The following is a 26571-nucleotide window of genomic DNA, read 5'->3' as shown; positions in this document are numbered from 1 at the left end:
GATGTGGAATGCGCAAGCGTCGACGCGAGAGGGAACAGGGACGGGGAACCATCCACGGCAGTGTCCTCGGGTGTTGGCGGTGGGGGGCGCCTGCGGACAGGGGTATGGCGCAGGGCTTGTACGTCATGGTCCTCACGCGGCACATGGCGCATAAGCCCCGATCGGGCGACGGGTGGATCCCCCGATTGGGGGGCGGGTTGCCTGTCCGGAGGCTGCGCCCGTATCGTGCAAGGATCGCTGCGCCGCCGATTGCGTGGCGCCCGTCCAGGCCGAAGTCCGAATGCCCATCCGTATCCTCACCGTCGACGATCACCCCTTGCTGCGTGAAGGCATCGCGGCGGTGATCGAGGGGCAATCCGACATGCAACTGGTGGGGGAGGCCGCCAATGGGCGCGAGGCCCTGCAGGTTTTCCGCGACTGCCGCCCGGACGTGACGTTGATGGACCTGCAGATGCCGGAAATGGATGGCGTGGATGCCATCGGTGCGATCCATCGCGAATTCCCGGAGGCGCGGGTCGTGGTGTTGACCACGTACCAGGGCGATGCGCAGGCGTTGCGCGCGTTCAAGGCGGGTGCGTCGGGATACCTGCTCAAGAGCATGCTGCGCCGCGAACTGGTGGACACGATCCGCAACGTGCATGCAGGTCGCCGGTGCATCCCCCCCGAGATCGCGTCCGGCATCGCCGAACATGCGTCGGATGACGCGTTGACCCTGCGCGAGATCGAAGTGCTCCGGCAGGTGGCGGACGGCAACGGCAACAAGCGCATCGCCCACCACCTCGGCATCGCGGAGGAAACGGTGAAGGCGCACATGAAGAACATCCTCGCCAAGCTGGATGCCAACGACCGCACGCATGCGGTCACCATCGCGGTCCGCCGCGGGATCTTCCATCTCTGAAGGATTTAAGGAGTTCTTAAAGAGCGTACGGGAGCATGGGTGGGCCGGATGTCCGGTCCCCCACCTGCGAGGTCTCCATGAGTGCGTTGCGCGCCTGTACGCCATTGTTGTTGCTGTTGCCGCTCTCCGCTGCCGCACAGGTCGTCGAACGCACCGACAAACAGGCGCATGACCAGCTGTCGTCGCGCTGGAGCGCCGGCCTGGCGGTCGTCCACCGCGACAGCGAATACGCCGGCGAGGGCACCCGGACGCGCCTGCTGCCCAATGTCGCCTATGACGGTGACCGCTTCTACCTGCGTGGTGCGGCGTTCGGCTACCGGGCCTACCAGGACGATCGCTTCGAATTCCGTGCCTTCGTCGCCGGACGCCTGGACGGCATCGATGCCGATGACTTCGGCAGGGCCGAACTGGCGCGGCGCGGCGTGGACCGCGATCTGCTGGAAGATCGCGACGACAGCGTCGATGTCGGTGTGGGCGCGAGCTGGAAGGGCGCCGCCGGCAAGCTCGATCTGGATGCACGCGTCGATGTCACCGGCACCAGCGACGGCTACTCCATCGCGCTGGACTACAGCTATCCGGTGACGCTGGGGCGCACGACCCTGGTCCCTTCCATCGGCGCGATGCGCCTGTCGGCGGACATGGCCGACTACTACTACGGCACGCTGGATGAAGAGGTCGCACGCGGCGTGGTCGCCTACCGTCCGGGTGCCGCGACAGTGCCCCGCGCCAGCCTCACCCTGATCCATCCCTTCGCCAAGCGGTGGGCGTTGCTGGGCAACCTGGAGTACCGCGCGTTGCCCGACGCCCTGCAGGACAGTCCGCTGGTCGAGGCGGACAAGGACCGCAGCGCTTCCCTCTTCATCGGCGTGTCGCGCGGGTTCTGAAACGCAGTTGTCCTTTCCCCCACCGGAGCGACCCCATGTTCTCCAGATCCCCCCATGCCGGCGTGGAACCTATGCCGGGTCCGATGCCCGCAGCGTACCTGCCGTCGCCGGATGAACTGGCGGGCGCACACGTGCCCGTCGATCACGACGTCCTGATACGACGCGTGTCGCGCACCCAGGCTGCCGCGCTGATGCAACTGTGCGACCGCCAGACGGCCGAACTGTCGCATGTGCCTGGCAGGCGCGTCGGCGGCGTGCTCGAACTGATGGAGGCGTTGTTCGAGCCGCCTCTGCGCGCATGGGCCTGGATGGCGGAGCGGGGCGGTGAACCCATCGGCCATGCATTCGCCACGGTGGGCTTCTCGATGATCGAGCGCGCGTATTACTTCAACCTGGAATCGCTGTTCGTTCCGGCGAGCGAGCGCCCATCGGGAGTCGCCGTCGCGTTGCTCGCCGAGGCCCGTCGCATGGCCGAAACGCTCGGCTGCGTGGACCTGCGCTGGCAGGTGCCGCTGGCGCAAGGCAGCGGGGAAATCGCGCTGCCCGGCCACGCCGGTGCCGCGACGATGATCCAGTACGTGTTCCCCACCTTGCAGGACCAGCAGCATGACTGACGTGCCGAGAAGCCATCCACTCCGCCCGGAGCCCCGAAAAGGGCGCAGGCACTTGCGGCGCCTGGTCGCGGCCGCCTGCGTTTCCGCCACCGCCTTCGGGTATGCCGGCCTGTCGGGCTGCAGCACGGTGGCGTATCCGCAATCGCCCCAGTTCGGCGAGGATGGATTCCAGAACGTACGCAAGCCGCGCCCGTTGGGTTGGCGCCAGACCGGCAAGCTCTGGTGGGATTTCCTCATCGGCGGCAAGCCGGCGGGCACGGTGCCTGCCGGCACGATCCCCGTGCAGGCACTGACGGCGGCGCAGTTGGACCACGCTACGGACGGCACGCTGTACCGGTTGGGGCATTCCACGGTGCTGATGAAGCTGGACGGACGGTTCTGGTTGACCGATCCGGTGTTTTCCGAACGTGCGTCACCGGTCCAGTGGGCCGGACCGAAGCGTTTCCACGCGCCGCCGCTGACCATCGAGCAACTGCCGCACCTTTCCGCCGTGGTGCTGTCGCACGACCACTACGATCATCTCGATCGCGACGCGGTGCGTGCGCTGGCAGCCAAGACGGATGTGTTCCTGACCCCGCTGGGCGTGGGTGACCGCCTGGTGCGCTGGGGCGTGCCGCGCGAGAAGGTCCGGCAACTGGACTGGTGGGGCGACGTCGCGCTGCAGGGCGTGCGCTTCACCGCGACGCCGTCGCAGCACTTTTCCGGCCGCACGCCTTTCGACCGCAATGCCACGCTGTGGGCGTCATGGGTGATCGAATCGGACGACCTGCGGATCTTCTTCAGTGGCGACACGGGCTACTTCGACGGCTTCCGCTCGATTGGCGAGCGCATGGGGCCTTTCGACATCACGCTGCTGGAGTGTGGTGCCTATGATCGCCGTTGGCAGGACGTCCACATGCTGCCCGGGCAGACCCTGCAGGCGCATCTTGACCTCCGCGGCAAGTGGTTGCTGCCGATCCACAACAGCACCTTCGACCTAGCCTTCCATGGCTGGAGCGAACCGATGGAAACGCTGTACACGCTGTCGCGGCAGGCAGGCGTGGACATCACCACCCCCGTGATCGGCCAGCCGCTGGTGGTCAGGCAACCGGAAGGCACGCATCCGTGGTGGCGCAGCGAGTGAGGTATGCCGCGCGGCTCAGGCGTCCTGGGCCGCGCTGAAGCCGACCCTGCAACCGAAGCCGCGGCCGGCGATGCCGTCACTCACCGTGATCATCGCCTCGTGTGCACGCGCGATGCGCTGGACCAGCGAAAGGCCGATGCCGCTGCCGCGCTCGCCATTGCCATGGCTGCCACGGAAGAAGCGTTCGAAGATGCGCTCGCGCTCCTCGGCGGGAACGCCGGGACCGTTGTCGCGGACCGTCAGCCAGGCGCTCGCGCCATCGGGGTCCATGCCGCAAGCGATCTCGATGCGGGCGCCTTCTCCGCTGTAGCGCACGGCGTTGTCCAGCAGGTTGCGGGCGAGGATACCGATATCGTCCAGGTCGCCCAGGACGCTGGCCGGCTCGGCGTGGATCGCAAGGGTCTGCTGGCGTCGCGATACCATCGATTCGAACTCGCGCGCCACCATCGTCACCACGTCGGGCAGCGCGACGACGGGGCGGTCTTCGCGCAGGGGCGACGCATCCACGCGAGCGGAGTCGAGCAACTGCTGTGCGAGCCGCGAGGTGCGCTGGATGCCCTGCGCCAACTGCTCCAGTGCCGCATGTGCGTCGGCCTGGGTGCCGGCGCGCAGCGCCACCTGGGTCTGCGTGAGCAGCGCGGCGAGGGGGGTGCGCAGTTCGTGCGCGGCGTCTGCAAGGAACTGCCTCTCGCCACGCATGGCGTGCGACAGGCGTTCGAGCAGAAGGTTGAACGAATCCACCAGCGGCCGGATCTCCCGCGGCATGCCGGTGGACGGCAGCGGTGCGAGATCGTGTGCCTCGCGCTGCGCCATATCCCGGCGCAGGCGGTTCATCGGCCTCAGGCTCCAGTGGATCGCAAGGCCCACCGTCATGGCCAGTACCAGCAGGATGCCGATCCCGCTCCACAGGCTGATCTTCACCCAGTAGGCCAGTTCCGCACGCATGGCGGATTGCGCCATGCCGGCCTGCACCTGGATGCGGCCGCTGGCATCGGTGATGGCATAGACGCGCCACGGTTCGCCGCCCACCTGGCTGACCACGAATCCCGGTTCGAAATCGGCGCGCAGCGGCTCGGTCGGTGCGCCGGCCGAAAGCACCACAGGATGGCGCCGGCCGAGGATCCACACCTGGTAGCGCAAGGTTTCGAACTTCCTGTAGGTGGAGCGGGCGCGCGTGGGCAACTTGAGGCGCGGCCCTTCACTCAGTGCGTCGAGGTTGGCCGGCATCGACAGCAGGATCTGCTCGGCTACCTCCTGCAGGAACTGGTCTTCGTGTCCTTGCTGCTGCCGCGTCATCTGGAGGTGCTGTCCGCCCAGCCAGCACGCCCACCCCAACGCCAGGGGCGTCATCACGGCCAGCAACAGTTTGGCTTTCAGTGAATGGTGGCTCATTCGCTCTCTCCCAGCCGGTAGCCGAAGCCATGCACGGTGGCGATGACGCCGTCGCCGAGCTTCTTGCGCAACTGGTGGATGTACACCGCGATGGTGTTGCTCTCGATCGCCCCATCGCCGCCATAGACCAGCGACTCCAGTGTTTCGCGCGCGATCACGCGGCCGGGCCGTTCCATCAACGCCAGCAGGGTGCGGTACTCGTGCACACCGAGCTTGATCGGGCGGCCCTGCTGACGGACCGAACGATCCGCCGGGTCCAGCACGATGTCGCCGTGGCGCAGCACGGGTGCGACGCGCCCCTGGGTCCGCCGCACCACGGCACGCAGGCGCGCACCGAGTTCGCCGGTTTCGAAGGGCTTGACGATGTAGTCGTCGGCACCGGCATCCAGGCCGCGGACGCGGTCGCTCAGCTGGTCGCGGGCCGTGATGATCAGGACCGGTGTGGTGTCGTAGCGCTGGCGCAGCGCAGCCAGCACGTCCAGTCCGGACCCGCGAGGCAGGCCCAGGTCGAGCAGGACCGCCGTGTAGCCATGGTCCACCAGGGCGAGGCGCGCCGCGGACGCATCCTCGGCACGATCGATGGACCAGCCATCCTGTGCCAGTGCGGCGGCCAGTGCGTCGCCGAGCATGCGATCGTCTTCAACCAGGAGCAGGCGCGACACGGGCGACCCTTGGGGATGGCGGGGGCCCCATGCTAGGTGGAAGCGATTAAACAGTCTTTAATGGGGCGATGGCACGGGCAGCGGAAACACAAAACCCCGCCGGAGCGGGGTCTTGAGTCGATTCACCGGCCATGGTTCTCAACCCGTGGCCCTGTGCCGGATGGCGCTCCCTAGGGGACTCGAACCCCTGTTTTAGCCTTGAGAGGGCCACGTCCTAACCTCTAGACGAAGGGAGCGTTTTTGGTGAAACCGGCTCAGCGGATTAGTATAGGCGGCGACCCGGCCCAGGGCAATCATCCTGGCAGCCGTGCGACCCACCTGCATGGAACCGCCGCTATTACGCCGCTCACTGCTCTGCGAACCATTCCCCGCGACCAGCACACCATCTCGCGCAAGGACATCAGCCCGAATGCGCTGCGCGTGCTCTACCGCTTGCGGGATGCCGGCTTCCAGGCCTACCTGGTCGGTGGCGCGGTGCGTGACCTGCTCGTGGGCGGCCACCCCAAGGATTTCGACGTGGCCACCGATGCCACGCCGGAGCAGGTCCGCCAGCAGTTCCGCAATTGCCGCCTGATCGGGCGCCGCTTCCGCCTGGCGCACGTGGTGTTCGGTCGCGAGATCATCGAAGTCGCCACCTTCCGCGCCAACGTCGATGACGGCAGTGGCGACCGCGAGATGGACAACGGCCGCCTCGTCCGCGACAACGTGTACGGCACCGTGGAAGACGATGCGGTGCGCCGCGACTTCACCGCCAACGCGTTGTACTACGCCATCGACGACTTCTCCGTGCGCGACTACGTGGGCGGCTTCGAGGACGTGATGGCGCGTCGCCTGAAACTGATCGGCGAGCCGGAACTCCGCTACCAGGAAGACCCGGTCCGCATGCTGCGCGCGGTCAGGCTGGCGGCGAAACTCGATTTCGAGATCGAAGCAGCGACCGCCGAACCGATCGGCCGGCTCGCGCCGCTGCTTTCGGAAGCCGCGCCCGCCCGCCTGTTCGAGGAAATCCTGAAGCTGTTCCTGTCCGGCCATGCGGTCGCCAGTTTCGAAGGGCTTGAGCACTTCGGTTTGCTGAAGGTGCTCTTCCCCGAGACCGCGGCAGCGCTGGCATCCAACCGCAGCGGTGCGCTTCGCCGGATGGTGATGGCGGGGCTGGCGGGAACCGACCAGCGCGTCGCCAACGATGAGCCCGTATCGCCTGCCTTCCTGTTCGCGTTGCTGCTCTGGCCGGCGTACTGCCGCGCCCTGATGGGGTTGCAGGCCCAGGGCGTGCATGCCGAAGAAGCCCAGCGACGCGCCGCCGACCGCGTCACCCTGCACCAGTTGAACACCGTGGCGCTGCCGCGCCGCTTCTCGTTGCCCATGCAGGAAATCTGGTTGTTGCAGACCCGCTTCGGCAACCGCCAGCGCAAGCGCGTCACGCGGCTGCTGTCGCATCCGCGTTTCCGCGCGGCGTTCGACTTCCTTGCGTTGAGGCTCGCGGCATCGCCCGAACACGCCGAGGACGTCGCGTTCTGGCGTGATGCACAGACGCAATCCGGCGAAGAACTCGCGGCTGCGCTCGGCGTCGCAGTGCCGGGCGATTCCTTCGGCGAAGAGGGTGCGCCGGCATCCAAGCGTCGTCGCCGTCGCCGTTCCCGCAGCGCGGCTTCGTCGCCCGAATGAAGACAATGGTCCAGGCCTGCATCGGCCTGGGAGCCAATCTCGGCGATGCCGCAGGCACGTTGCGACAGGCCGTGATCGCGCTCGGGCAACGCGAAGACGTGACGGTGCGCCGGATGTCGCGCTGTTACCGCACGCCGGCGTGGGGCAGGGAAGACCAGCCTGACTTCGTGAATGCGGTGGCGTTGCTGGAGACCCGCCTGCCGCCGCGCGCGCTGCTCGATCTGCTGCTGGCGGTGGAAGCGGACTTTGGCCGTCATCGAATCGATGGCGAACGCTGGGGTCCGCGCACGCTGGACCTGGATCTGCTGCTCTACGGTGATGCAGTGATCGACGAACCCGGCCTGCGCGTGCCGCACCCGCACCTGCACGAGCGTGCATTCGCGCTGGTTCCGTTGCTGGAGGTCATGCCGGACGCCCGTATCCCCGGTTACGGCGACGCGCGGGACGCTGTGTCCGTGCTGGAAATGTCCAACATCCATCCCTTATGAGTGGATAATGCGGGGCTATGAGCACGCACGCAGACAGCAAGCCCTGGACCGTTCCCGCCCTCGCCGACGCCAAGCGCGAGGGCCGCAAGCTGGTGATGCTGACGGCCTACGACAACAGTTTCGCCCGGGTCATGGATGCCAATGGCGTCGACCTGGTGTTGATCGGTGATTCGCTGGGCATGGTGGTGCAGGGCCACGACTCCACGCTGCCGGTGACGGTGGACGACATCGCCTACCACACCCGCGTGGTGGCGCGCGGATTGACCCGCGCGCTGCTGGTGTCGGACCTGCCGTTCCAGTCCGATGCCACGCCCGAGCGCGCGCTCGACGCCGCGACTGCATTGCTGCAGGCGGGTGCCGAGATGGTCAAGCTGGAAGGCGCGGGGCACAAGCTCGACGTCATCCGTTTCCTGGTCGAGCGCGACATTCCGGTCTGCGCGCACCTGGGCCTGACGCCCCAGTCGGTGTTGAAGTTCGGTGGTTATCGCGTACAGGGTCGCGGTGAAGCGGCCGCCGCGCAGTTGCGCGACGATGCGCGCGCCGTGGCGGAGGCAGGGGCGCAGATGCTGGTGCTTGAATGCGTGCCGTCGTCGCTGGCGGCCGCGATCACCGCCGACATCGCCATTCCCACCATCGGCATCGGCGCCGGCCCCGGCTGCGACGGGCAGGTGCTGGTGCTGCACGATTTCCTCGGCCTGGACACGGGCCATCGGCGTCCGAAGTTCGTCAAGGATTTCCTTGCCGATGGCGGTTCGGTCGCGGGCGCGGTGCGCGCCTATGCCGACGCGGTGCGCAGCGGGGCGTTCCCCGACGACGCCCATTCCTACTGACCGCGCTGCGCGCAACGACACGCCACAGGGGCCACGATGATCGAGACCATTACCCAGCTTGACGCATTGCGTGCACGCGTCAGGGAATGGAAGCAGCAGGGCCTGCGTGTCGGTTTCGTGCCCACCATGGGCAACCTGCATGCGGGCCACTACTCGCTGGTGATGCTGGCGCGGCAGTACGCCGACCGCGTGGTGTCCAGTGTGTTCGTCAATCCGACCCAGTTCGGACCCAACGAGGACTTCACCCGGTACCCGCGCACGCCCGAGGCGGACATGAGCGGGCTCGAAGGCGCCGGCTGCGATGTCCTGTGGCTGCCGACGGTCGAGTCGATGTACCCGTTCGGGGTCGAACTGGCGGCCAAGGTGCATGTGCCCGGCGTCAGCAGCGTGCTGGAAGGCGCGCACCGGCCCGGGCACTTCGATGGGGTATGCACGGTGGTCAGTCGCCTGTTCAACCAGGTGCTGCCCGACGTCGCCGCCTTCGGCAAGAAGGATTACCAGCAACTGGCGGTGATCCGGCAGATGGTCACCGACCTCGCATTCCCCGTGCAGGTCCTGGCAGGCAGCATCGTGCGCGAGGCGGATGGCCTCGCGATGAGTTCGCGCAACCAGTACCTGTCCGCGGACGAGCGGCCGCGTGCCGCGGAAATCCGCAGGACCCTGATCGCGATGCGTGAAGGCCTGCTGGCCGGGCAATCACGTGCGCAGGTGGAGTCCGACGCCGCGCGGCACCTTGCCGGCGTGGGCTACGCGGTCGACTACACCGTGGTCCGCCGTCACGACCTGAGCGAGCCGCAGGATGGCGAACAGGGCGCGAAGGTCGCGCTGATCGCCGCCAAGCTGGGGCGTACGCGCCTGATCGACAACCTGGAATTCTGACGGCGCAGGCAGTCCGGCGCCGTACGCGGTGTTGCACGGGTATGCACGCCATGGCGTGCACGAGCGGCTAAACTTCGCGTTCCCGTCCCCCCTTGCCGCCGACATGCACCTCAGCCTGCTCAAGACCAAGATCCACCGCGCCACCGTCACCCATTCCGAGCTGAACTACGAAGGCTCCATCGCCATCGATGGTCTGCTGCTGGACGCGACCGGCATCCGGGAATTCGAACAGGTGCATATCTGGGACGTGACCAATGGCGCCCGCTTCTCGACGTATGCGATCCGTGCCGACGAGGGCAGCGGCATCATCTCGCTCAACGGCGGCGCCGCGCGCCACGTGCAAGTGGGCGACCTGGTGATCATCGCCGCGTTCGCCTCGATGAGCGAAGAGGAAGCCGACCGGTTCCAGCCCACGCTCGTCTACGTGGACGGCCAGAACCGCATCACCCACACCAACCGCAGCATCCCCAAGCAGGCTGCCTGACATGACCACCGGTTTCGATGCGCTGCAGTCCCACGCCACGCGCCTGCGTGGGGGCCCGTTGAGTGAGTTGCTGGCGCGCGAGCCCGATCGCGTTGCACAGCACGCCGTGCGCAATGGGCCGCTGTACTTCAACTTCGCGCGCCAGTCCTATGATGCGCCGGCATGGCAGGCGCTGCTCGAGCAGGCGCGTGCCGCCGACCTGGCGGGTGCGTTCCGGCGCCTGTTCGACGGTGAGAAGGTCAATGTCACCGAAGGCCGCGCGGCACTGCATACCGCCTTGCGCGGACAGCACACCGATGCCGTCGTCGCACGCGAGGCGCATGCGTCGGCAGTGGATGTCCGGCAGCGCATGGCGGCGCTGATGTCGCAGCTGGAAGGCAGCGACGTGACCGACATCGTCAGTGTCGGCATTGGCGGTTCCGACCTGGGGCCACGCCTGGTGGCAGATGCCCTGCGTGATCCATTGCCGGGTCGTTTCCGCGTGCACTTCCTGTCCAATGTGGATGGCGCGGCCGCGCAGCGTACGCTGGCGCCGCTGGATCCGGCACGCACCGCGGCGGTGCTGATCTCCAAGACGTTCGGCACGCAGGAAACGCTGCTCAACGGCACCATCCTGCGCGACTGGCTGGGCGGCAGCGAACGGCTCTATGCCGTTAGCGCGAATCCCGAGCGTGCGGCGGCGGCATTCGACATCGCGGCCGAACGCGTGCTGCCGATGTGGGACTGGGTCGGCGGGCGTTATTCGCTGTGGTCGGCGGTCGGTCTGCCGATCGCGCTGGCGATCGGTTTCGACCGTTTCGAACAGCTGCTCGAGGGCGCGTCGTCGTTCGATGCACACGTCATCGGCACCCCGCTGGCCGGCAACATCGCGGTGCGCCATGCGTTGACGGCCGTGTGGAACAGGAACGTCCTCGGCCATGCGGCGCAGGGCGTGATGACCTATGACCAGCGCCTGGCGCTGCTGCCGGCCTATCTGCAGCAGCTGGTGATGGAAAGCCTGGGCAAGTCGGTCAAGCTGGACGGCAGCCCGGTGGGCGTCGATACGGTGCCCGTGTGGTGGGGGGGCGCGGGCACGGACGTGCAGCACAGCTTCTTCCAGGCCTTGCACCAGGGCACGGGCATCGTGCCGCTGGATTTCGTCGGCACGGTCAACAGCGACGCGCCCTACGCGGAGAACCACCGCGCGTTGCTGTCCAACCTGCTGGCGCAGAGCGAGGCGCTCGCCAATGGCCAGCACAGCGACGATCCGCACCGCAGCTATGCTGGCGGCCGTCCGAGTACGCTGATCCTGCTGGATGCGCTGACACCCCAGTCGCTGGGCGCATTGATCGCCATGTACGAACACAGCGTGTACGCGCAGTCGGTGTTGTGGGGCATCAATGCCTTCGACCAGTTCGGCGTGGAACTCGGCAAGCAGCTGGCCAACGGATTGCTGCCGGCGCTCAAGGGCGAAACCGAGGTGAAGGATCCGGTGACCCGGGCGCTGCTGGCCGAGATCGCCGCGCGCGGCTGAAGGCGCTGCGCATCGACGCATCCATTCTGTAGGAGCGACGTGAGTCGCGACCGCACGAATGAAGCGCCATCGACGATGGATCACACGGATCGCAGAGGATGCGGCCCCGCACGGACGACCTGCCGTGTCCGTTCGCATGATGCATGCCCCGCGTCCGCTTCACTCGTGCGGTCGCGACTCGTGTTGCTCCTACAGGGCGTGGTGCCTGTGCAGGGCCCATGCCACGTGTTCGCGCACGAGCGGGGACGGGTCCTCGCGTCGGCTTTCCAGCGCGGCGAGTACGTCGGGCGTCGCCGGCGCATTGCCCAGTGCCACCGCGATGTTGCGCAACCAGCGCTCATGCCCGCTGCGACGGATCGCCGAGCCTTCGGTGCGGCGCAGGAATTCATCGCCATCCCACGCGAAGAGCTGTGGCAGCGTGGCCACGTCCAGATCGTTGCGTGCGCGGAAGTCGGGTTCGTCGGTACGCTTGGCGAACTTGTTCCACGGACACACCAGCTGGCAGTCGTCGCAGCCGAAGATGCGGTTGCCGATGGCAGGCCGCAGCTCTTCCGGAATCGCGCCGTCATGCTCGATGGTGAGGTAGGAAATGCAGCGGCGCGCATCGAGCCGGTACGGCGCGGTGATCGCCTGTGTCGGGCACACGTCGATGCAGCGCGTGCAGGTGCCACAGTGCGCGGATGCGGGCGCATCGACCGGCAACGGCAGGTCGACGTAGATCTCGCCGAGGAAGAACCACGAGCCGCCGTCCTTGTCGATCAGGCAGGTGTGCTTGCCGATCCAGCCCAGACCCGCATTGCGCGCCAATGCGCGCTCCAGCACCGGCGCCGAATCCACGAACACCCGATGGCCGAACGCGCCGACTTCCTGCTGCAGGCGTTCGGCCAGCTTCTGCAGGCGGTTGCGCATCAGCTTGTGGTAATCGCGGCCCAGCGCATAACGCGCGACATAGGCGCGCGTGCCGTCCTGCAACGTGTCCCAGGCGTCGTCGCTGTCGTTCCGGCCATAGTCGAGTCCCACGGAGATGACGCGCAACGTCCCGGGAATCAGTTCCTGTGGCCGTGCGCGCTTGTCGCCGTGGTGTGCCATCCACGCCATCGATCCATACAGGCCCTGCGCCAGCCAGTCGCGCAGGTGGTGTTCGTCGTCGCCGAGTTCGATGCCGGCGATGCCGCAGCGCTGGAAGCCGAACTCGCGCGCGAGTGCGCGCACACGGAGCGCCAGCGCATGCGGGTCGGGTGAGGGCGTCGTCGGGCCGGGATGGAACATGCGGGAATTATAGGTGGCTGGACCGCATTCACTTCCCTGCAACCCCGGCCAGTCCTAGAATCCGGCCATGTCCGGCACCTTGCCCCTTCATTCCACGCTTGCCGCGCGGGCATTGGACGAGCGCGCCACGCATGCGTTGGGGGACGATCCCTACGTGCTGATGCAGCGTGCCGGGCAGGCGGCCTGGCAGCACCTGTTGCTGCACTGGCCGGAGGCCCAGCGCATCGTCGTGGTGTGCGGTCCGGGCAGCAACGGCGGCGATGGCTACGTGCTTGCATGGCACGCACATCGCGCGGGCCGGCGCGTCGAAGTGGTGCACCTTCCCGCGCACGTGCCGGGCAATGCCGTCGCCCAGCGTGCCTGCACCGACTACGTGGCGGCCGGCGGGCACGTAACGCTGTTCGATGGCGCGTTGCCGAAGGGCGACATCGTGATCGATGCGCTGTTCGGCATCGGACTTTCGCGCGCACCGGATGCGGACGTCCAGGCCGTGATCGATGCGGTCAACACGCAGGTGGCGCCGGTGTTCGCACTGGACGTTCCCAGCGGCGTGGACGCCGATCGAGGCAGCGTGCCCGGCACTGCGGTGGTGGCCACGCGCACCCTGCAGTTCATCGTGCGGCACGCGGGCCTGCATACAGGGGATGCGCTGGAATACACCGGCGTACTCGCGCTGGATGACCTCGGCCTGCCTGCCGACACGCATGACGGCGTGCAGGCGCAGGCGTCGCTGTTGCAGCAGGATGCGCTGGCACGCTGGTTGCTGCCGCGCCGCCGCAACACGCACAAGGGAGAGTCCGGCCACGTACTGTGTATCGGCGGCGATGAAGGCAGTGGCGGTGCGATCGCCTTGTGCACGGAGGCCGCGCTGCGTACGGGTGCCGGCCTGGTGAGCGTGGCGACGCGCGCGGGGCATGTCGCGGCATTGCTGTCGCGCAGGCCGGAAGCGATGGTGCGGGCGGCGGAGTCGACGAGCGATCTGGTGCCGATGCTGGCGCGCTCGCACGTCGTCGCCATCGGGCCGGGACTCGGGCTGCACGACTGGGGGCGAGCCCTGTTCCAGCATGCCGTGCGCAGTGAGAAACCCCTGGTGCTCGATGCGGACGCACTCAATCTGCTGGCCGACACGCCGCAATCACTGGAAGACGCGATCCTGACACCACACCCTGGCGAAGCCGCGAGATTGCTCGGTTGCACGACGGCGGACGTGCAGCGGGATCGATTCGGCGCTGCGGCAGCCATCGCGCAACGCCATGCATCCGTCGTGGTGTTGAAGGGCGCAGGCACCATCGTGGCCGCGCCCGACCAGATGCCGCGGGTGATCGATGCGGGCAATCCCGGCATGGCGGTGGGCGGGATGGGCGATGTGCTCACGGGCGTCATCGCGGCATTGCGTGCGCAGGGCCTGTCCGCGTTCGATGCGGCGAGTGCCGGTGCGTTGCTGCATGCGCTGGCGGGTGATGCAGCGGCGTGGGATGGCGAACGCGGCCTGCTGCCCGGGGATCTGTTTCCCCACATACGCCGATTGGCCAATCCTTGACGCGCGCACACGCGTCACCCGACACCGGCCAGCACTTAGAATCGCCGCATGCACATCCTTCTCGCCGACAGCGACGCCACCGAAGCGTTGGGCCACGCGCTTGCCCGCACCCGTCCGCAACCCGCCGTAGTGCACCTGCAGGGTGACCTGGGCGCGGGCAAATCGACTCTCGCACGCGCCCTGCTGCGTGCGCTTGGTGTGACCGGCGCGATACGCAGCCCGACCTACACACTTGTCGAGCGTTACCCTCTGGAAAGTGGCGAAGCCTGGCATCTGGATCTCTACCGGATCGGCGATGCCGGTGAACTCGAATTTCTGGGCCTGGATGAAGGGGCTGCGGTGCTCTGGCTGGTGGAATGGCCCGAGCGTGGCATTGCGGCGCTGCCGCAGGCAGACCTGAAGGTGCAGCTGGACGTGGAGGGAGAGGGGCGCTCGGCGCGCCTTGTCGCGTCGTCCGAGGCAGGGCAGCAGTGGCTGTTCCGGCTGGCCGAAGCAACGCAGTTGCATGCGCCATCTCTCCAGACTGGTTAGGAACATCCGGCAGGTCACGGATTATTAAGGGAAAACGCCTTGCATTCGTGACTCGATGGTGCTTGAATCCGCGGCATGATCCCGGGGATGCCCACCACGACCGCCGCCGCGTTGCGCCTTGCCCTCGCGGGCCTGCTGGCGTTGGCGCCTTGCGGGCTGCGTGCGGGTGAAGTCACCGCCGTCAGCCTGAGCCAGGGCAGCACCGGCACACGGGCGGAGATCCAGCTTGCGGGCGCCGGGCAGTACAAGACCCTGACCCTTAAAGCACCGGACCGGCTGGTCGTCGACCTGCCGGCCTCGAAAGCGAAGGCAGGCCTGCGTCTGCCCGTGCCTGCGGGCATCGTGCGGGCAGTCCGCACCGGCCAGCCCGATCCCACCACCCTGCGCATCGTGTTCGACCTGGCATCGCCGGTTGCCGCGCTGAAGCCCCGCATGGAACAGGCCGGTGGGAACTCGCGCCTGGTGATCGAATGGCCCGGCGATGGCATGCCCGCATCCACGGCCCTGGCGCCGACGGCCCCGCCCACGCAGGCAACGACGGTGCCGACCACGGCCGCGTCGACAGCCGCATCGACTGCCTCGCCGCAGGCCGATGCCGCCCGCGCCACCGCGCTGCTGACCGCGCAGGTGGTGCAGGCGGGAAGTGCGCCCTCCGCACCCGTGCCGGCACCATCGGCACCCACGACGGTCGGGAGTGCCGCCACGACGCCCTCGCCGCAGGCCATCCTCAATGGCCAGCCGATCCCGAACACCGCGCCGGCATCCACGGTGGGCGGCGAGCGTCCTGCCTATACCATCGCCACCGGTCAGCCGGCCCCTGTACCTGGCTCGGCCGTCACGCCGGCGACCGGAACCGCACCCGCGCCGGAGGCTCCGAAGCCTTCCAGCAGCCTCGTTGCCGGTACGCGGCCGCTCGTCGTGGCCATCGATCCCGGTCACGGCGGCCAGGATCCGGGCGCGATCGGCCCCAGTGGCCGCTACGAGAAGCATGCAGTGCTCGCCATTTCCAAGGAACTGGCCCGGCAGATCAATGCCACGCCGGGCATGAGGGCCTACCTGGTCCGCGATACCGACGTCTACGTGGAACGCCCGCAACGTGCCCGCAAGGCGCGTGGCGCGAAGGCCGACATGTTCGTATCGATCCATGCGGATGCTGCGGAAAACCGCAGTGCGTGGGGTTCGTCGGTATACGTCCTGTCCCTGCGCGGCGCATCGTCGCAGCACGCGCGTTGGCTGGCCGACAAGGAAAACGCCTCCGACCTGGTCGGCGGTGTGCGCCTGACCAAGGACACGCTGTCAAACGTGTTGCTGGATCTCGCCCAGAGCGGCCACATGAAAGCGTCGCAGGACGCGGCAGGGCACGTGCTGACCTCGCTGAAGGGATTGGGCAAGACCCACAAGCCGCAGATCGAGTTCGCCAACTTCGAAGTCCTGCGCAACTCCGACATGCCGGCGATGCTGGTGGAGACAGGTTTCATCTCCAATCCGGACGAGGAGAAGCGCCTGTTCGACCCGGCCCACCAGCGCAAGGTGGCAAGCGCCGTGCTGGAGGGTATCCAGTCCTACTTCACCCGCCAGCCGCCGCCGGGCACGTTGTTCGCCGCGCGCGCGCAGGCGGAAGCCGAGGCGCGTACCGTCGCCGCCGGTGGTGCTGCCGGCGCGCCCTGATCCCGCACGCGCTCGGCTATCATCACGTCTGAATTCCCCGGGACGGCGCGCCAGCGCCGCCAGCACGTGCCGATCCGCCAGCTCCCCGATACCCTCATCAACCAGATCGCCGCCGGCGAAGTCGTCGAACGCCCCGCGTCCGTGGTCAAGGAACTCGTGGAGAACGCGCTCGATGCCGGCGCTCGCCGCGTCGACATCGACCTGGAAGAGGGCGGAGTCCGCCTGATCCGCATCCGCGACGACGGCGGCGGCATCGCGCCGGACGAACTGCCGTTGGCGGTGTCGCGCCATGCCACCAGCAAGATCGCTTCGCTCGACGACCTGGAGGCGGTGGCCACGCTCGGCTTCCGTGGCGAGGCCCTGCCGTCGATCGCCTCGGTCAGCCGCTTTGCGCTGACGTCGCGCCGTGCGCAGGACGAGCATGGCGCGTCGCTGCAGGTGGAAGGCGGCAAGGTCGGTGAAGTGGCGCCCAAACCGCACGCGGTCGGTACCACGGTGGAAGTGCGCGAACTGTTCTACAACGTGCCGGCGCGGCGCAAGTTCCTGCGTGCCGAACGCACGGAGATGGGCCACATCGAAGAGTGGTTGCGATCATTGGCGCTGGCGCGCCCCGACATCGAACTGCGGGTGTCGCACAACGGGCGTCCGTCGCGGCGCTACAAGGCCGATGAACTGGAATCGCTTGCGCGGCTGGGCGAGACGCTGGGCGAGGAGTTCGCGCGCAGCGCGCTGCGCGTGGACCATGCCGCTGCCGGCCTGCGCCTGCATGGCTGGATCGCGCAGCCCGGTTACTCACGGGCCAGCGCCGACCAGCAGTACGTTTACGTCAACGGGCGTTCCGTGCGCGACCGCAACATCGCGCATGCGGTGAAGATGGCCTATCAGGATGTGCTGTTCCATGGCCGCCAGCCTGCGTACGTATTGTTCCTGGAGCTCGATCCCACGCGTGTGGACGTGAACGTCCACCCGGCCAAGCACGAAGTCCGCTTCCGCGACACGCGATTGATCCACGACTTCGTCTACCGCACGCTGCATGAAGCTTTGGCGGAGACGCGGGCGGGCATGGTGCCGCAGGGCGGCGCTGCGGCACCGTTTGCCTCGCAATCCGCCACGTCCGTGCCTTCTGCATGGATGCCCACGCAGCAGTCTCCGCTGGGACTCAACGTGGCCGAAGCGCCGGCGGCATACGCAGCGCTCTATGCGTCCGCGCCCACGACGTCCCCGGACTCGCAGGCGATGTATTCCCCGTCATCCATGCCGGTGATGCCGGCGAACGACGCGGAAGGCATTCCTCCGCTGGGCTTTGCCATCGCGCAGCTGCATGGCATCTATATCCTGGCGGAGAACGCCGACGGGCTGATCGTGGTGGACATGCACGCTGCCCACGAACGCATCGGCTACGAAAAACTGAAGGGCGCGCACGACAGCATCGGCCTGCGGACCCAGCCGCTGCTCGTGCCGCTGGTGCTGGCGGTGGCCGAGCGTGAGGCGGACGTGGCCGAGCGCGAGGCCTCCACGCTCGCTGCGCTGGGGTTCGATGTCACCCGCAGCGGTCCGCAGTCGCTGAGCGTGCGCAGCATCCCGGCCCTGCTGTCCAATGCCGAGCCGGAGGCATTGCTGCGCGACGTGCTGGCGGACCTGCGCGAGCATGGCGAAAGCCGGCGCGTCGCCGCCGCGCGCGACGAACTGCTGGCGACGATGGCCTGCCACGGCGCCGTGCGTGCCAACCGGCGCCTCACGCTGCCTGAAATGAATGCACTGCTGCGCGAGATGGAAATCACCGAGCGCTCCGGGCAATGCAACCATGGCCGTCCGACCTGGACGCGCTTTTCGTTGAGCGAGATCGACCGCTGGTTCCTGCGAGGACGCTGAAATGGGGAAGAACACGGGATGGCTGGGGATGGCCATGCTGCTGGGCCTGCTGGCCGCGTGTGGGGGTGATGGCGGGAAGGGCGCGACGACCGGCAAGGTCGTGGATGCCGGCTTCCTGGCTGACAACACCGCCTGGCGCGAGCAGCGGAAGAATGAGCTCGTGGCACCGGACGGCTGGACCAGCCTCGTCGGCCTGCACTGGATCGAACTGAAATCGCACTTCCTCGGCAGCGGACCGGCCAGTGGCATCAAGCTCGCCGTGGGCCCGGCGAAGATGGGCATGTTGACCCAGCAGGAAGGCCGCATCTTCTTCACGCCCGAACGCGGTGTCGACCTGACGTTCGACGGCGAACCGCTGAAGGGGCGCGTGGAATTGCAGAGTGATCGCGATCCTTCGCCAAGCACCGTCGGATTCGATGAAGCCAAGGGCACGCTGTCGGTCATCGAACGCGGAGGACGGCACGCCTTGCGCGTGAAGCATGCCGATGCCGAGTCGCGTACGCAGTTCGTGGGACTGGACTACTGGCCCATCCAGGAAGCCTGGCGCGTGGAGGGGCGCTACATCGCGCACCCGCCGGGCAAGACGTTGACCATCGTGGACGTGATCGGCGTGACCAACGAGTCACCGAATCCCGGCGCAGTCGAATTCGAACGCGATGGCAAGACGTTCCGGCTCGAAGCGCTGGGTCCGCCCCAGGGGCCGTTGTTCTTCGTGCTGGCCGACCGCACCAGCGGGCACGGCAGCTATCCTGCAGGCCGTTTCCTCGATGCGGACGGACCCAGCAACGGCAAGGTGGTGCTGGACTTCAATCGCGCCTACAACCCGCCGTGCGCGTTCACGCCGTACGCCACCTGTCCGCTACCACCGGCGGAGAACCGGCTCGACCTGCTGGTCGACGCAGGTGAAAAGGCATATGCAAAGCCCATCAAAGTGCTCTGAAAGGAAGGATCCGATGCTGTTGCGCCGTTCGCTGAAAACCCTCGTGCTGGCCGGGCTGCTGGGCAGCGCGTCCGTGCTGGCGGCAGACGCCCCCAAGGTGACGGGAGCGCCCGTACCGCTGCTGTGGAAGGTGTCCGACAAGGACAACGCGGTCTACCTGCTCGGCTCGTTCCACCTGCTGCGGACCAGCGACTATCCGCTTTCCGTCGACGTCGACGCCGCATTCGCCGATGCCGAGCGACTGTTGTTCGAACTGTCGCCCGAGGAAATGCAATCCCCGGCGCTGCCGCAGCTGATGATGCAGGCGGCCATGCGCACCGATGGCAAGACGCTCCAGCAGGACCTGGACGCGGCGACATGGACCCGGCTTGACGCGTGGGCCGGCAAGAACGGTGTGCCGCTGGCTACCTTCAACGGTTTCGAGCCCTGGTTCGTCGGTCTCACCATCAGCATCGTCGAGATGACCAAGCAGGGACTGGATCCGAAGCTGGGCCTGGACAACCACTTCATGGACAAGGCCAAGGTCGCCGGCAAGCCGACCGGCGGGCTGGAACGTGCGCAGGAACAGATCGGCGTGCTGGACGGTATGGACGCCAGCGAGCAGCGCCAGTTCGTCACCGAAGCGCTGGAACAGGCCGACAAGGGGTCGGCGGAAACCGAGCGACTGCACCAGGCCTGGCGTCGCGGCGATGCCGAAGGCCTGTGGGCCGGCATGGCAGCCGACATGAAGCGCCAATACCCGCGCCTGTACCAGCGCATCAACGTGGACCGCAACGACGCGTGGGTGCCGAAGATCCGGCAGATCCTCACCCAGCCCGGCGACGACGATGCGCTGGTCGTCGTCGGCGCCTTGCATCTGCTGGGCAAGGATGGCGTGGTGGAGAAATTGAAGGCGCAGGGGTATGCGGTCGAGCGCGTGTGCTCGGCATGCGCGAACGGCGGTCGTTGACCCGCCTGGAACTCAGGGCGCCTGGACCGGCTCCATCACGATGCAGTCGACCGGGCACGCAGGCACGCAGAGTTCGCAGCCCGTGCACAGTGGATCGATCACCACGTGCATGTGTTTGGCACCGCCGATGATGGCGTCCACGGGGCAGGCCTGGATGCACTTCGTGCAGCCGATGCAGTCGGCTTCGACCACCACCGCGACGATGGCCGGCTTGTGGGTGCCGCGCGTGCGATCGTAGGGCAGCGGCGGCACTTCCAGCACCCTGGCGAGGGCTCGCGCGCCCTCATCGCCACCGGGCGGGCAATGGTCCACGCGGGCGTCGCCACGCGCCATCGCCTGGGCGTACGGCAGGCATCCGTCATAGCCGCACTGGCCGCATTGGGTCTGCGGCAGCAGGCGGTCCAGCCGTTCGACCAGATCGGCGTTCATCGCCGTGGCGCGGCCTCGCGAATCAGCGCACCGGCATGCCGGGCAGGGCGCCGGCATCCGCATCCAGCAGCGCCAGCGCGCCACCGTCGAAACCGGCCGACAGGATCATGCCCTCGCTGACACCGAAGCGCATCTTGCGCGGGGCGAGATTGGCGATGAACACCACGTTGCGACCCACCAGCTTCTCCGGCTCGCCGTAGCTGGTGCGGATGCCGGAAAAAATCTGCCTCTGGCCCAGGTCGCCCGCGTCCAGCAGGAAGCGCAGCAGCTTGTCGGAACCGTCGACGAAACCGCATTCCAGCACCTTGCCGATTCGCAGGTCGAGCCGGGCGAAGTCATCGATGCCGATGACGCTCGCTGCATCCTGGATTTCCGCCGTCGCCACGGGTTTCGTTTCCGTCTTCTTCTCCGCTACGGCAGGCGCGGGTGCGGCCAGGGTGTCCTTGGAGGCGTCGGTCATGGCGTCGATCAGTTTCGGGTCGATACGGGTGAACAGCGGCGAGTAGGGCTGGATGGTGTGGCCGAGCAGCGGCGCAGTCATGTCGCCCCAGACCACCACCGGCGCGCTGAGGAAGGCTTCGGCCTCCGCCGCCGTGCGCGGCAGCACCGGCTTCAGCGCGGCGGCCAGGATGCGGAACAGGTTCAGGCCCTGCGTGCAGACGGCCTGCAATTCGGCGTCGGCGCCGTCCTGCTTGGCGATCACCCAGGGCTTCTCGTCGTCGATGTACTTGTTGGCCTCGTCCGCTAGCGCCATGGTCAGACGCAGTGCGGTGGCGGGCTCGTTGCGTTCATAAGCCTCGGTGATGGGGCCGATTGCGTCGACGAAGCGCTGGTACATCGCCGGTTCCGGCAATACGTCCGCCAGCTTCCCGCCAAAGCGCTTGTCGATGAAGCCGGCGCAGCGACTGGCCAGGTTGACGAACTTGCCCACCAGGTCCGCGTTCACGCGTGCGATGAAGTCGCCCAGGTTCAGATCAAGGTCATCCACGCCGCCCGCGGACTTGGCCGCGTAGTAGTAGCGCAGCGCCTCCGGCTCCAGGCCGACGTCCAGGTAGGTACGCGCCATGATGAAGGTGCCGCGCGACTTGGACATCTTCGCGCCATCCACGGTCAGGTAGCCATTGACGTGCAGGCGCGTGGGCGCGCGCAGGCCGACGCCCTGCAGCACGGCAGGCCAGAACAGGCCGTGGAAGTTGACGATGTCCTTGCCGATGAAATGGTGCAGTTCGGTGTCGGTGCCCGCCTTCAGGTACGGGTCGAAGTCCATGCCCAGGCGCGCGCACAGCGTGCGGAAGCTGCTCAGATAGCCGATCGGCGCATCCAGCCACACGTAGAAATACTTGCCCGGCGCGCCGGGGATCTCGAAGCCGAAGTAGGGCGCGTCGCGCGAGATGTCCCAGGCGCGCAGGCCACCCTCCGCATCGAGCCATTCGCGCAGCTTCGCCTTGACGCCCGGCAGTGCAACGTCGCCGGCCAGCCATTCGCGCAGGAATGCCTCGAAACGGCCGACCTCGAAGAAGTAATGTTCGGAATCGCGGATCTCGGGGGTGGCGCCCGACAGCACGGATTTCGGTTCCTTCAACTCCGTCGGTGCGTAGGTGGCCCCGCACACTTCGCAGTTGTCGCCATACTGGTCGGCCGAACCGCAGTTGGGGCAGATGCCCTTGATGTAGCGGTCCGGGAGGAACATGCCCTTGGCCGGGTCGTAGAACTGCGCGACGCTGCGGCGTGCGATGTGGCCACCGGCCTCCAGGCGCCCGTAGAACGCTTCGGTGAGCTCGCGGTTGGCGACCGAATTGGTGGAGTCGTAGTGGTCGAACGCCACGCCGAAGGCGGCGAAGTCGCGTTCGTGCCCGGCCTGGATGCCGGCGATGAAGACTTCGGGCGTGACGCCCGCCTTCTCGGCGGCCAGCATGATGGGCGTGCCATGAGTGTCATCGGCACAGACGAAGAAGACCGTGTCGCCGCGCATGCGCCGTGCCCGCACCCAGATGTCGCCCTGGATGTAGCCCACCAGGTGACCGAGGTGCAGCGGTCCGTTGGCGTACGGCAGGGCGTTGGTGACGAGGGCGGTGCGGCTCATGGGGTGCTTCGCGACGGGGGGCCGCGATTATCGCATGGACCGGTGCGCGCCCTTCCTGCGCCCGGAACGCGACGGGCCCGGCATGACCGGGCCCGCAGCACTGCTGGAACAGCGGTTACTGACGGATCCAGGTCTGCGACTTGCAGATGAAGGCGATGCAGCCGGAGACCTCCAGCTTCTTGCCGCCCTCGATCAGTTCCATCTTCGACTTGTACACCTTGCCTTCGTCGGGCTTCAGGATCGTGCCGCCGCTCCATTCGTTGGCACCGTCGGCCTTCATGCCACGGATGATCTCCATGCCGGTGATGGGCTTGTTCTTGCGGTCGTCCTTGCACTTGTCGCAGACCGGATTCGGCTTGCTCGGATTGAGCAGCTCGATGATCCGGCCGCTCAGCGTACCGTTGGCGGCACGGGTGATTTCCACGATGGACTTGGGCTTGCCGGTATCGCTGTCGATGGTCTTCCAGCGCCCGGTCGCGTCGGCAGCGGCGGCCGACAGCGACAGGCCAAGCAACGGAACGGCCAGGCAGGCGGCCAACAGGGTCTTGCGCATGTTCCCCTCCCAGGGATGTCGGTCAGACCCGCCGACGAGGATCGGCGGGGTGGCCTCTTTATACCGCATCCGGTGGGGTATGGAAGACGGGTCGTGCTCGACTTGTTGCCAGAGGTTCCGCAAAAAAAAGCAGAGGCGGCTTTCGCCGCCCCTGCCTGTCACACCGCGATGCGCGGATCGGCCGTCAGAACTTGTAGTTCACACGGGCGAACAGCGAAACGCCGAGGTAGTCGTACTGGGTGGCACTCACCGGTACGTTGCCGTAGCGGTTGTAGCCAGCGGCGGCCGAGATGGTGTCCGGTTCCTTGTTGAACAGGTTGCGGATACCCATCAGGAACGACCACTTCGGCTGTTCATACTGCACCGATACCGTGTGGTAGGTGCGGCTGTCGGCCTTGGTGTCGACAACGGCGTTGGGGTGGCCGAAGTAGGTGTAGCTGCCGGTGGAGGTGAGTGGCGTCAGACGACGGGTGCTGTCGACAAAGTCGATACCCCAGTTGTAGGTCCAGTCTCCGCGTTCCAGCGAGGCCGACAGGTTGCCGACGGTCTTCGGCCGGCCGATGCCACCAACGTAGTCCGAAATCGTCGAGCCGCCCTCCAGCGGACTGTCGAACAGCTGCACCACATCTTCCTTCATGTAGGTCATCTGTGATTCCAGCGTGAGCTTACCGAACGAGAAATCGTCCTGGTAGCGGACCAACAGGTCGTAGCCACGCACCTTCTGCTTGTTGATGTTGACGTAGGTCGCATAGACCTCCTGGATGCCGTTTGGTTCGATCGCAGCATTCGGCGCGTTACGCGTGAACATCGAGCAGAAGTTGTTCGGATACACGTCCGAGCCGTAGCAACTGGCGACGATCGTCTGCGCTTCCAGTTCGCCGATCTGGTCCAGTACCTCGATTTCGAAGTAGTCCAGAGCGATACTTACCGGGGCGAATTCCGGGGTCCAGATCAGCCCGCCGGTGAAGGCGTTGGAATGTTCCGGTGTCAGGAAGCCCGCACCGCCACCCTGGTAGATGGTGGCGGAACTGGGTGCGCCGTTGTAGTTGTCCGGAATACCTGCTGCGCCGCAGTTGGCACGGATGTTGGCATTGGAACTTTCGCCCCAGTTGATGCAGGGATCGATCGCTGTCTGACCCAGGAAGGCCGACTGATTGCCCAGATACAGCTCATACAGACCCGGCGCGCGGTACGAAGTGCCCTTGGTTGCACGCAGGCGCAGCGAGGGCACGATCTGCCAGCCCAGGCCGATCTTCCAGACATTGTCGCTGTCGCCTACCGAGTCGTAGTCGAACCAGCGGGTCGAAGCATTGAACGTCAGCGACTCGACGCCCGGCAGGCCCTTCAGCAGCGGCACTTCGACTTCGGCGAATACTTCCTTCACCGAATCGTCGCCCTTGGTCTGCTGTGCAGAGGACGCGCCCCAAAGGAGACCGTTGACCGAGTAAAAGCCCGGCTGGTCGTCAATGCTGAATTCGCGGTACTCGGCACCGATCGCCGCACCCACCGCACCTGCCGGCAGGTTGAACAGCTCACCGGTCACCACGCCGGTCACGACGGTCTGGTCGTAGACGGTCTTACCCGTGTCCCATACGCCGATCAAGCCGACCAGTTCGTCCATGCGGGTGCCGTTTAGGAAACCCGGATCGAAGTAGTTGATGGTCGGCGCGTCCTCACCGTAGTTCCAGTCGCCGGTCTTGGATGCATCGATCGACAGGTCGCTGTAAGTACCGCTGGAGCGCGAGTAGGAAGCGTTGACGTCCCACGACCACGTGTCGGCGAACAAGCCGTTGAAGTTCGTGTTGACGTAGTAGTAGTCGACCTTCTGGCTGCTGTTCGAGCGGAAAGGCATGACCGGCTGCGAGACACCGGAGGGTGTTGCAGTATTCCGGAAGTCGGGATCGTTGGCGTAGAAGTAGCCCGAACCGCCGACGATGACCGGGAAGAACTGGCGGAAACCCCTGTATTCGCTTTCGCGACGGTTGACGAGGAGTTCGGTCTTCCAGTTGACCTCACCCAAAGAGAAGTCGGTCGACAGATAACCGCTGAAGCGTTCCAGATCCTGGATGACGTACTGCTCGCCGAAGAAGGGGAAGTTCAGCACGTCGGTGTAGCTGGCCTGCGGCGAGTTCGCGTAGGTCGTGCTTACGCGCGGGCGGTAGCCCGGGATGTTGCCGATGGTCTGGCCATTCCAGGTAGGCACGTAGCGTGCGCCCGTGAGCAGGTCGCTGACGGTGTTCGCGTACAGGTTGCCGCTGGTGCAGCCACCGAGCGGGGTGCCGGCGAGGATGGAGCGGTCCTCTCGGTCGATGCGATTGCCTTCCTGGTCCCACACTAGGTCTTCAGCACACTTCAGAAAGTCGCGGTCGCCGACGGTCAGCGGAGACTGCTTGTAGTACTCGCCCGCCAGCGTGATGCTGCCGTTGTCGAAGTTCCAGCCGGTCGCGCCGGACAGGTTGATCACTTCGCCGCCGCCAAAGAACGGAGCGCGGAAACTCACGGAGATTTCCGGCGAGGTGATGTTCTTGCGTGTGATGACGTTGGCCACACCGGCGACGGCATCCGAGCCGTAGATCGAGGACGAGCCGTCCTTCAGCAGTTCGATGCGCTGCACGATCGAAGAGGGCAGCACGTTGAGGTCGAACGCACCCACCTGGCCGCGCGTACCGGCCGGGCCGGGGCGGTGGCCGTTGAGCAGGACCAGGCTGCGGTTCGGGCCAAGGCCGCGCAGCGACAAGGTCTGCGCACCCACGCCGCCTTCGGTCACGAACGCGCCGAACTGGTGGCTGATCTGGGTGGCACCGGCGGCGATGCTGGACTTCTGCAGGAACTCGGAGGTTTCGACCTGGCCCAGCGCGATGTTGGTATCAGCGGTGATGACCTGGACAGGTGACACGGAGTCGTATTCGACACGCTTGAGCAGTGAGCCGGTAACCGTGATCTTGTCGAGCTGAACGGCTTCTTTTTTCTCCTCCGGTTCATTCTCGGTTGCCTCGTCTTGTGCCAAGGCGTTGCCGCCGTACAGGCAGCCGAGGACGGCGACGAACAAAGGTAACTTCTTGAAGGCAGTGCCTTTCTTTGCTTGCTGCATGGTTGAATCCCCTAAGAGTCCCGCTAGATGAGTGCCCCTGCATGTTATGCAGGGGTTAAGCGAGTATATGCACCGTCCGGCGCCCATAGCAACCAAATGTTAGAAACATGTGACATGGTCATGTACCCGCTACTGCCTAGCTGTGGTAGAGGGCTGGAGCGGTCTGGTCACGGGCCACGTCGCCACGCCGGAATGGGCCAAGAGTGCCGGTTTG

The 26571-nt window shown here is 66.7% G+C and carries 23 protein-coding genes and 1 tRNA gene; 16 read left to right on the top strand and 8 right to left on the bottom strand.

The window, feature by feature from the left end:
- Positions 1-280: 280 nt before the first annotated feature.
- The 4 genes from ACIPRS_RS11045 to ACIPRS_RS11030 all read left to right on the top strand — a co-directional run bounded on the left by ACIPRS_RS11045 (position 281) and on the right by ACIPRS_RS11030 (position 3519).
- Positions 281-898, top strand: a complete 618-nt coding sequence (locus tag ACIPRS_RS11045) for a response regulator (RefSeq protein WP_446538588.1) — start codon at positions 281-283, stop codon at positions 896-898.
- A 77-nt stretch (positions 899-975) separates the two neighbouring features.
- Entirely contained in the window at positions 976-1782 is an 807-nt protein-coding gene (locus tag ACIPRS_RS11040) for a MipA/OmpV family protein (RefSeq protein ID WP_337731060.1), read from the top strand.
- 35 nt (positions 1783-1817) lie between these two features.
- Positions 1818-2396: a GNAT family N-acetyltransferase gene (locus ACIPRS_RS11035; protein ID WP_446538587.1), complete on the top strand. Its 579-nt coding sequence runs from the start codon at positions 1818-1820 to the stop codon at positions 2394-2396.
- A gap of 52 nt (positions 2397-2448) precedes the next feature.
- Positions 2449-3519, top strand: a complete 1071-nt coding sequence (locus ACIPRS_RS11030) for an MBL fold metallo-hydrolase (protein WP_446538586.1) — start codon at positions 2449-2451, stop codon at positions 3517-3519.
- A 15-nt stretch (positions 3520-3534) separates the two neighbouring features.
- On the opposite strand, the gene ACIPRS_RS11025 is transcribed toward ACIPRS_RS11030, so the two are convergent.
- The 3 genes from ACIPRS_RS11025 to ACIPRS_RS11015 all read right to left on the bottom strand — a co-directional run bounded on the left by ACIPRS_RS11025 (position 3535) and on the right by ACIPRS_RS11015 (position 5809).
- Positions 3535-4911, bottom strand: a complete 1377-nt coding sequence (locus ACIPRS_RS11025; protein ID WP_446538585.1) for an ATP-binding protein — start codon at positions 4909-4911, stop codon at positions 3535-3537.
- Positions 4908-5573, bottom strand: coding sequence for a response regulator transcription factor (locus ACIPRS_RS11020; protein ID WP_446538584.1), 666 nt, complete (start codon positions 5571-5573; stop codon positions 4908-4910). Before ACIPRS_RS11020 ends, ACIPRS_RS11025 begins: the two co-directional genes overlap by 4 nt.
- Before the next feature lie 161 nt (positions 5574-5734).
- Positions 5735-5809, bottom strand: a tRNA-Glu gene (locus ACIPRS_RS11015).
- Positions 5810-5891: 82 nt separating this feature from the next.
- Between ACIPRS_RS11015 and pcnB the strand changes: the two genes are divergently transcribed.
- The 6 genes from pcnB (at position 5892) to pgi (ending at position 11432) form a co-directional block, all read left to right on the top strand.
- Positions 5892-7238 (top strand): polynucleotide adenylyltransferase PcnB, encoded by a 1347-nt coding sequence (pcnB, locus tag ACIPRS_RS11010; protein ID WP_446538792.1) that lies wholly within the window; start codon positions 5892-5894, stop codon positions 7236-7238.
- A gap of 5 nt (positions 7239-7243) precedes the next feature.
- Positions 7244-7726, top strand: coding sequence for a 2-amino-4-hydroxy-6-hydroxymethyldihydropteridine diphosphokinase (folK, locus tag ACIPRS_RS11005; protein WP_446538791.1), 483 nt, complete (start codon positions 7244-7246; stop codon positions 7724-7726).
- A 17-nt stretch (positions 7727-7743) separates the two neighbouring features.
- Positions 7744-8556 carry a 3-methyl-2-oxobutanoate hydroxymethyltransferase gene (gene panB, locus ACIPRS_RS11000; protein ID WP_192201464.1) on the top strand — a complete coding sequence of 271 codons (813 nt, stop codon included), beginning with the start codon at positions 7744-7746 and terminating at the stop codon, positions 8554-8556.
- Positions 8557-8592: 36 nt separating this feature from the next.
- A complete protein-coding gene (gene panC, locus ACIPRS_RS10995) occupies positions 8593-9435 on the top strand; it encodes a pantoate--beta-alanine ligase (protein WP_337731056.1) in 843 nt (280 codons plus the stop codon).
- A 103-nt stretch (positions 9436-9538) separates the two neighbouring features.
- Positions 9539-9919 (top strand): aspartate 1-decarboxylase, encoded by a 381-nt coding sequence (panD, locus tag ACIPRS_RS10990; RefSeq protein WP_192201462.1) that lies wholly within the window; start codon positions 9539-9541, stop codon positions 9917-9919.
- A gap of 1 nt (position 9920) precedes the next feature.
- A complete protein-coding gene (gene pgi, locus ACIPRS_RS10985; RefSeq protein ID WP_446538583.1) occupies positions 9921-11432 on the top strand; it encodes a glucose-6-phosphate isomerase in 1512 nt (503 codons plus the stop codon).
- A gap of 189 nt (positions 11433-11621) precedes the next feature.
- On the opposite strand, the gene queG is transcribed toward pgi, so the two are convergent.
- Positions 11622-12701: a tRNA epoxyqueuosine(34) reductase QueG gene (queG, locus tag ACIPRS_RS10980; RefSeq protein WP_446538582.1), complete on the bottom strand. Its 1080-nt coding sequence runs from the start codon at positions 12699-12701 to the stop codon at positions 11622-11624.
- Between the two features lie 67 nt (positions 12702-12768).
- Between queG and ACIPRS_RS10975 the strand changes: the two genes are divergently transcribed.
- From ACIPRS_RS10975 to ACIPRS_RS10950, 6 genes are all read left to right on the top strand, one after another.
- Entirely contained in the window at positions 12769-14241 is a 1473-nt protein-coding gene (locus ACIPRS_RS10975) for an NAD(P)H-hydrate dehydratase (protein WP_446538581.1), read from the top strand.
- Positions 14242-14289: 48 nt separating this feature from the next.
- Positions 14290-14772, top strand: a complete 483-nt coding sequence (tsaE, locus tag ACIPRS_RS10970; RefSeq protein ID WP_337731052.1) for a tRNA (adenosine(37)-N6)-threonylcarbamoyltransferase complex ATPase subunit type 1 TsaE — start codon at positions 14290-14292, stop codon at positions 14770-14772.
- Positions 14773-14859: 87 nt separating this feature from the next.
- The gene (locus tag ACIPRS_RS10965; protein WP_446538580.1) at positions 14860-16440 is read left to right on the top strand and encodes an N-acetylmuramoyl-L-alanine amidase; all 1581 of its coding nucleotides are present in this window, start codon (positions 14860-14862) and stop codon (positions 16438-16440) included.
- Between the two features lie 66 nt (positions 16441-16506).
- On the top strand, positions 16507-18312 hold the full coding sequence (mutL, locus tag ACIPRS_RS10960) for a DNA mismatch repair endonuclease MutL (RefSeq protein WP_446538579.1): 1806 nt from the start codon (positions 16507-16509) through the stop codon (positions 18310-18312).
- A 1-nt stretch (position 18313) separates the two neighbouring features.
- A complete protein-coding gene (locus ACIPRS_RS10955; protein ID WP_446538578.1) occupies positions 18314-19252 on the top strand; it encodes a DUF1684 domain-containing protein in 939 nt (312 codons plus the stop codon).
- A 13-nt stretch (positions 19253-19265) separates the two neighbouring features.
- Positions 19266-20201, top strand: coding sequence for a TraB/GumN family protein (locus tag ACIPRS_RS10950; protein ID WP_446538577.1), 936 nt, complete (start codon positions 19266-19268; stop codon positions 20199-20201).
- A 12-nt stretch (positions 20202-20213) separates the two neighbouring features.
- Here the strand turns inward: ACIPRS_RS10950 and rnfB are convergent, their stop codons facing one another.
- From rnfB to ACIPRS_RS10930, 4 genes are all read right to left on the bottom strand, one after another.
- Positions 20214-20630 (bottom strand): Rnf electron transport complex subunit RnfB, encoded by a 417-nt coding sequence (gene rnfB, locus ACIPRS_RS10945; RefSeq protein ID WP_446538576.1) that lies wholly within the window; start codon positions 20628-20630, stop codon positions 20214-20216.
- A gap of 22 nt (positions 20631-20652) precedes the next feature.
- Positions 20653-22713 carry a methionine--tRNA ligase gene (gene metG / locus ACIPRS_RS10940; protein WP_446538575.1) on the bottom strand — a complete coding sequence of 687 codons (2061 nt, stop codon included), beginning with the start codon at positions 22711-22713 and terminating at the stop codon, positions 20653-20655.
- 115 nt (positions 22714-22828) lie between these two features.
- Positions 22829-23266 carry a DUF2147 domain-containing protein gene (locus ACIPRS_RS10935; protein ID WP_192201453.1) on the bottom strand — a complete coding sequence of 146 codons (438 nt, stop codon included), beginning with the start codon at positions 23264-23266 and terminating at the stop codon, positions 22829-22831.
- A 184-nt stretch (positions 23267-23450) separates the two neighbouring features.
- Complete coding sequence (locus ACIPRS_RS10930) at positions 23451-26357, bottom strand: TonB-dependent receptor plug domain-containing protein (protein ID WP_446538574.1); 2907 nt, start codon at positions 26355-26357, stop codon at positions 23451-23453.
- Between the last annotated feature and the right edge of the window lie 214 nt (positions 26358-26571).

The organism is Pseudoxanthomonas sp. LARHCG66, assembly GCF_052871755.1.
The sequence above is the reverse complement of the archived record's forward strand: the minus strand, read 5'-3'. Positions and strand labels throughout refer to the sequence as shown.

What these genes read in the sequence shown, in the direction of transcription:
- ACIPRS_RS11045 (WP_446538588.1), top strand. Translation starts at nt 281, where the DNA reads ATGCCCATCCGTATCCTCACCGTCGACGATCACCCCTTGCTGCGTGAA.
- ACIPRS_RS10930 (WP_446538574.1), bottom strand. Translation starts at nt 26,357, where the DNA reads ATGCAGCAAGCAAAGAAAGGCACTGCCTTCAAGAAGTTACCTTTGTTC.
- folK (WP_446538791.1), top strand. Translation starts at nt 7,244, where the DNA reads ATGGTCCAGGCCTGCATCGGCCTGGGAGCCAATCTCGGCGATGCCGCA.
- ACIPRS_RS10955 (WP_446538578.1), top strand. Translation starts at nt 18,314, where the DNA reads ATGGGGAAGAACACGGGATGGCTGGGGATGGCCATGCTGCTGGGCCTG.
- panC (WP_337731056.1), top strand. Translation starts at nt 8,593, where the DNA reads ATGATCGAGACCATTACCCAGCTTGACGCATTGCGTGCACGCGTCAGG.
- pgi (WP_446538583.1), top strand. Translation starts at nt 9,921, where the DNA reads ATGACCACCGGTTTCGATGCGCTGCAGTCCCACGCCACGCGCCTGCGT.
- ACIPRS_RS10965 (WP_446538580.1), top strand. Translation starts at nt 14,860, where the DNA reads ATGCCCACCACGACCGCCGCCGCGTTGCGCCTTGCCCTCGCGGGCCTG.
- panB (WP_192201464.1), top strand. Translation starts at nt 7,744, where the DNA reads ATGAGCACGCACGCAGACAGCAAGCCCTGGACCGTTCCCGCCCTCGCC.
- ACIPRS_RS11035 (WP_446538587.1), top strand. Translation starts at nt 1,818, where the DNA reads ATGTTCTCCAGATCCCCCCATGCCGGCGTGGAACCTATGCCGGGTCCG.
- metG (WP_446538575.1), bottom strand. Translation starts at nt 22,713, where the DNA reads ATGAGCCGCACCGCCCTCGTCACCAACGCCCTGCCGTACGCCAACGGA.
- panD (WP_192201462.1), top strand. Translation starts at nt 9,539, where the DNA reads ATGCACCTCAGCCTGCTCAAGACCAAGATCCACCGCGCCACCGTCACC.
- queG (WP_446538582.1), bottom strand. Translation starts at nt 12,701, where the DNA reads ATGTTCCATCCCGGCCCGACGACGCCCTCACCCGACCCGCATGCGCTG.
- ACIPRS_RS11025 (WP_446538585.1), bottom strand. Translation starts at nt 4,911, where the DNA reads ATGAGCCACCATTCACTGAAAGCCAAACTGTTGCTGGCCGTGATGACG.
- ACIPRS_RS10950 (WP_446538577.1), top strand. Translation starts at nt 19,266, where the DNA reads ATGCTGTTGCGCCGTTCGCTGAAAACCCTCGTGCTGGCCGGGCTGCTG.
- rnfB (WP_446538576.1), bottom strand. Translation starts at nt 20,630, where the DNA reads ATGAACGCCGATCTGGTCGAACGGCTGGACCGCCTGCTGCCGCAGACC.
- ACIPRS_RS10935 (WP_192201453.1), bottom strand. Translation starts at nt 23,266, where the DNA reads ATGCGCAAGACCCTGTTGGCCGCCTGCCTGGCCGTTCCGTTGCTTGGC.
- tsaE (WP_337731052.1), top strand. Translation starts at nt 14,290, where the DNA reads ATGCACATCCTTCTCGCCGACAGCGACGCCACCGAAGCGTTGGGCCAC.
- ACIPRS_RS11040 (WP_337731060.1), top strand. Translation starts at nt 976, where the DNA reads ATGAGTGCGTTGCGCGCCTGTACGCCATTGTTGTTGCTGTTGCCGCTC.
- ACIPRS_RS10975 (WP_446538581.1), top strand. Translation starts at nt 12,769, where the DNA reads ATGTCCGGCACCTTGCCCCTTCATTCCACGCTTGCCGCGCGGGCATTG.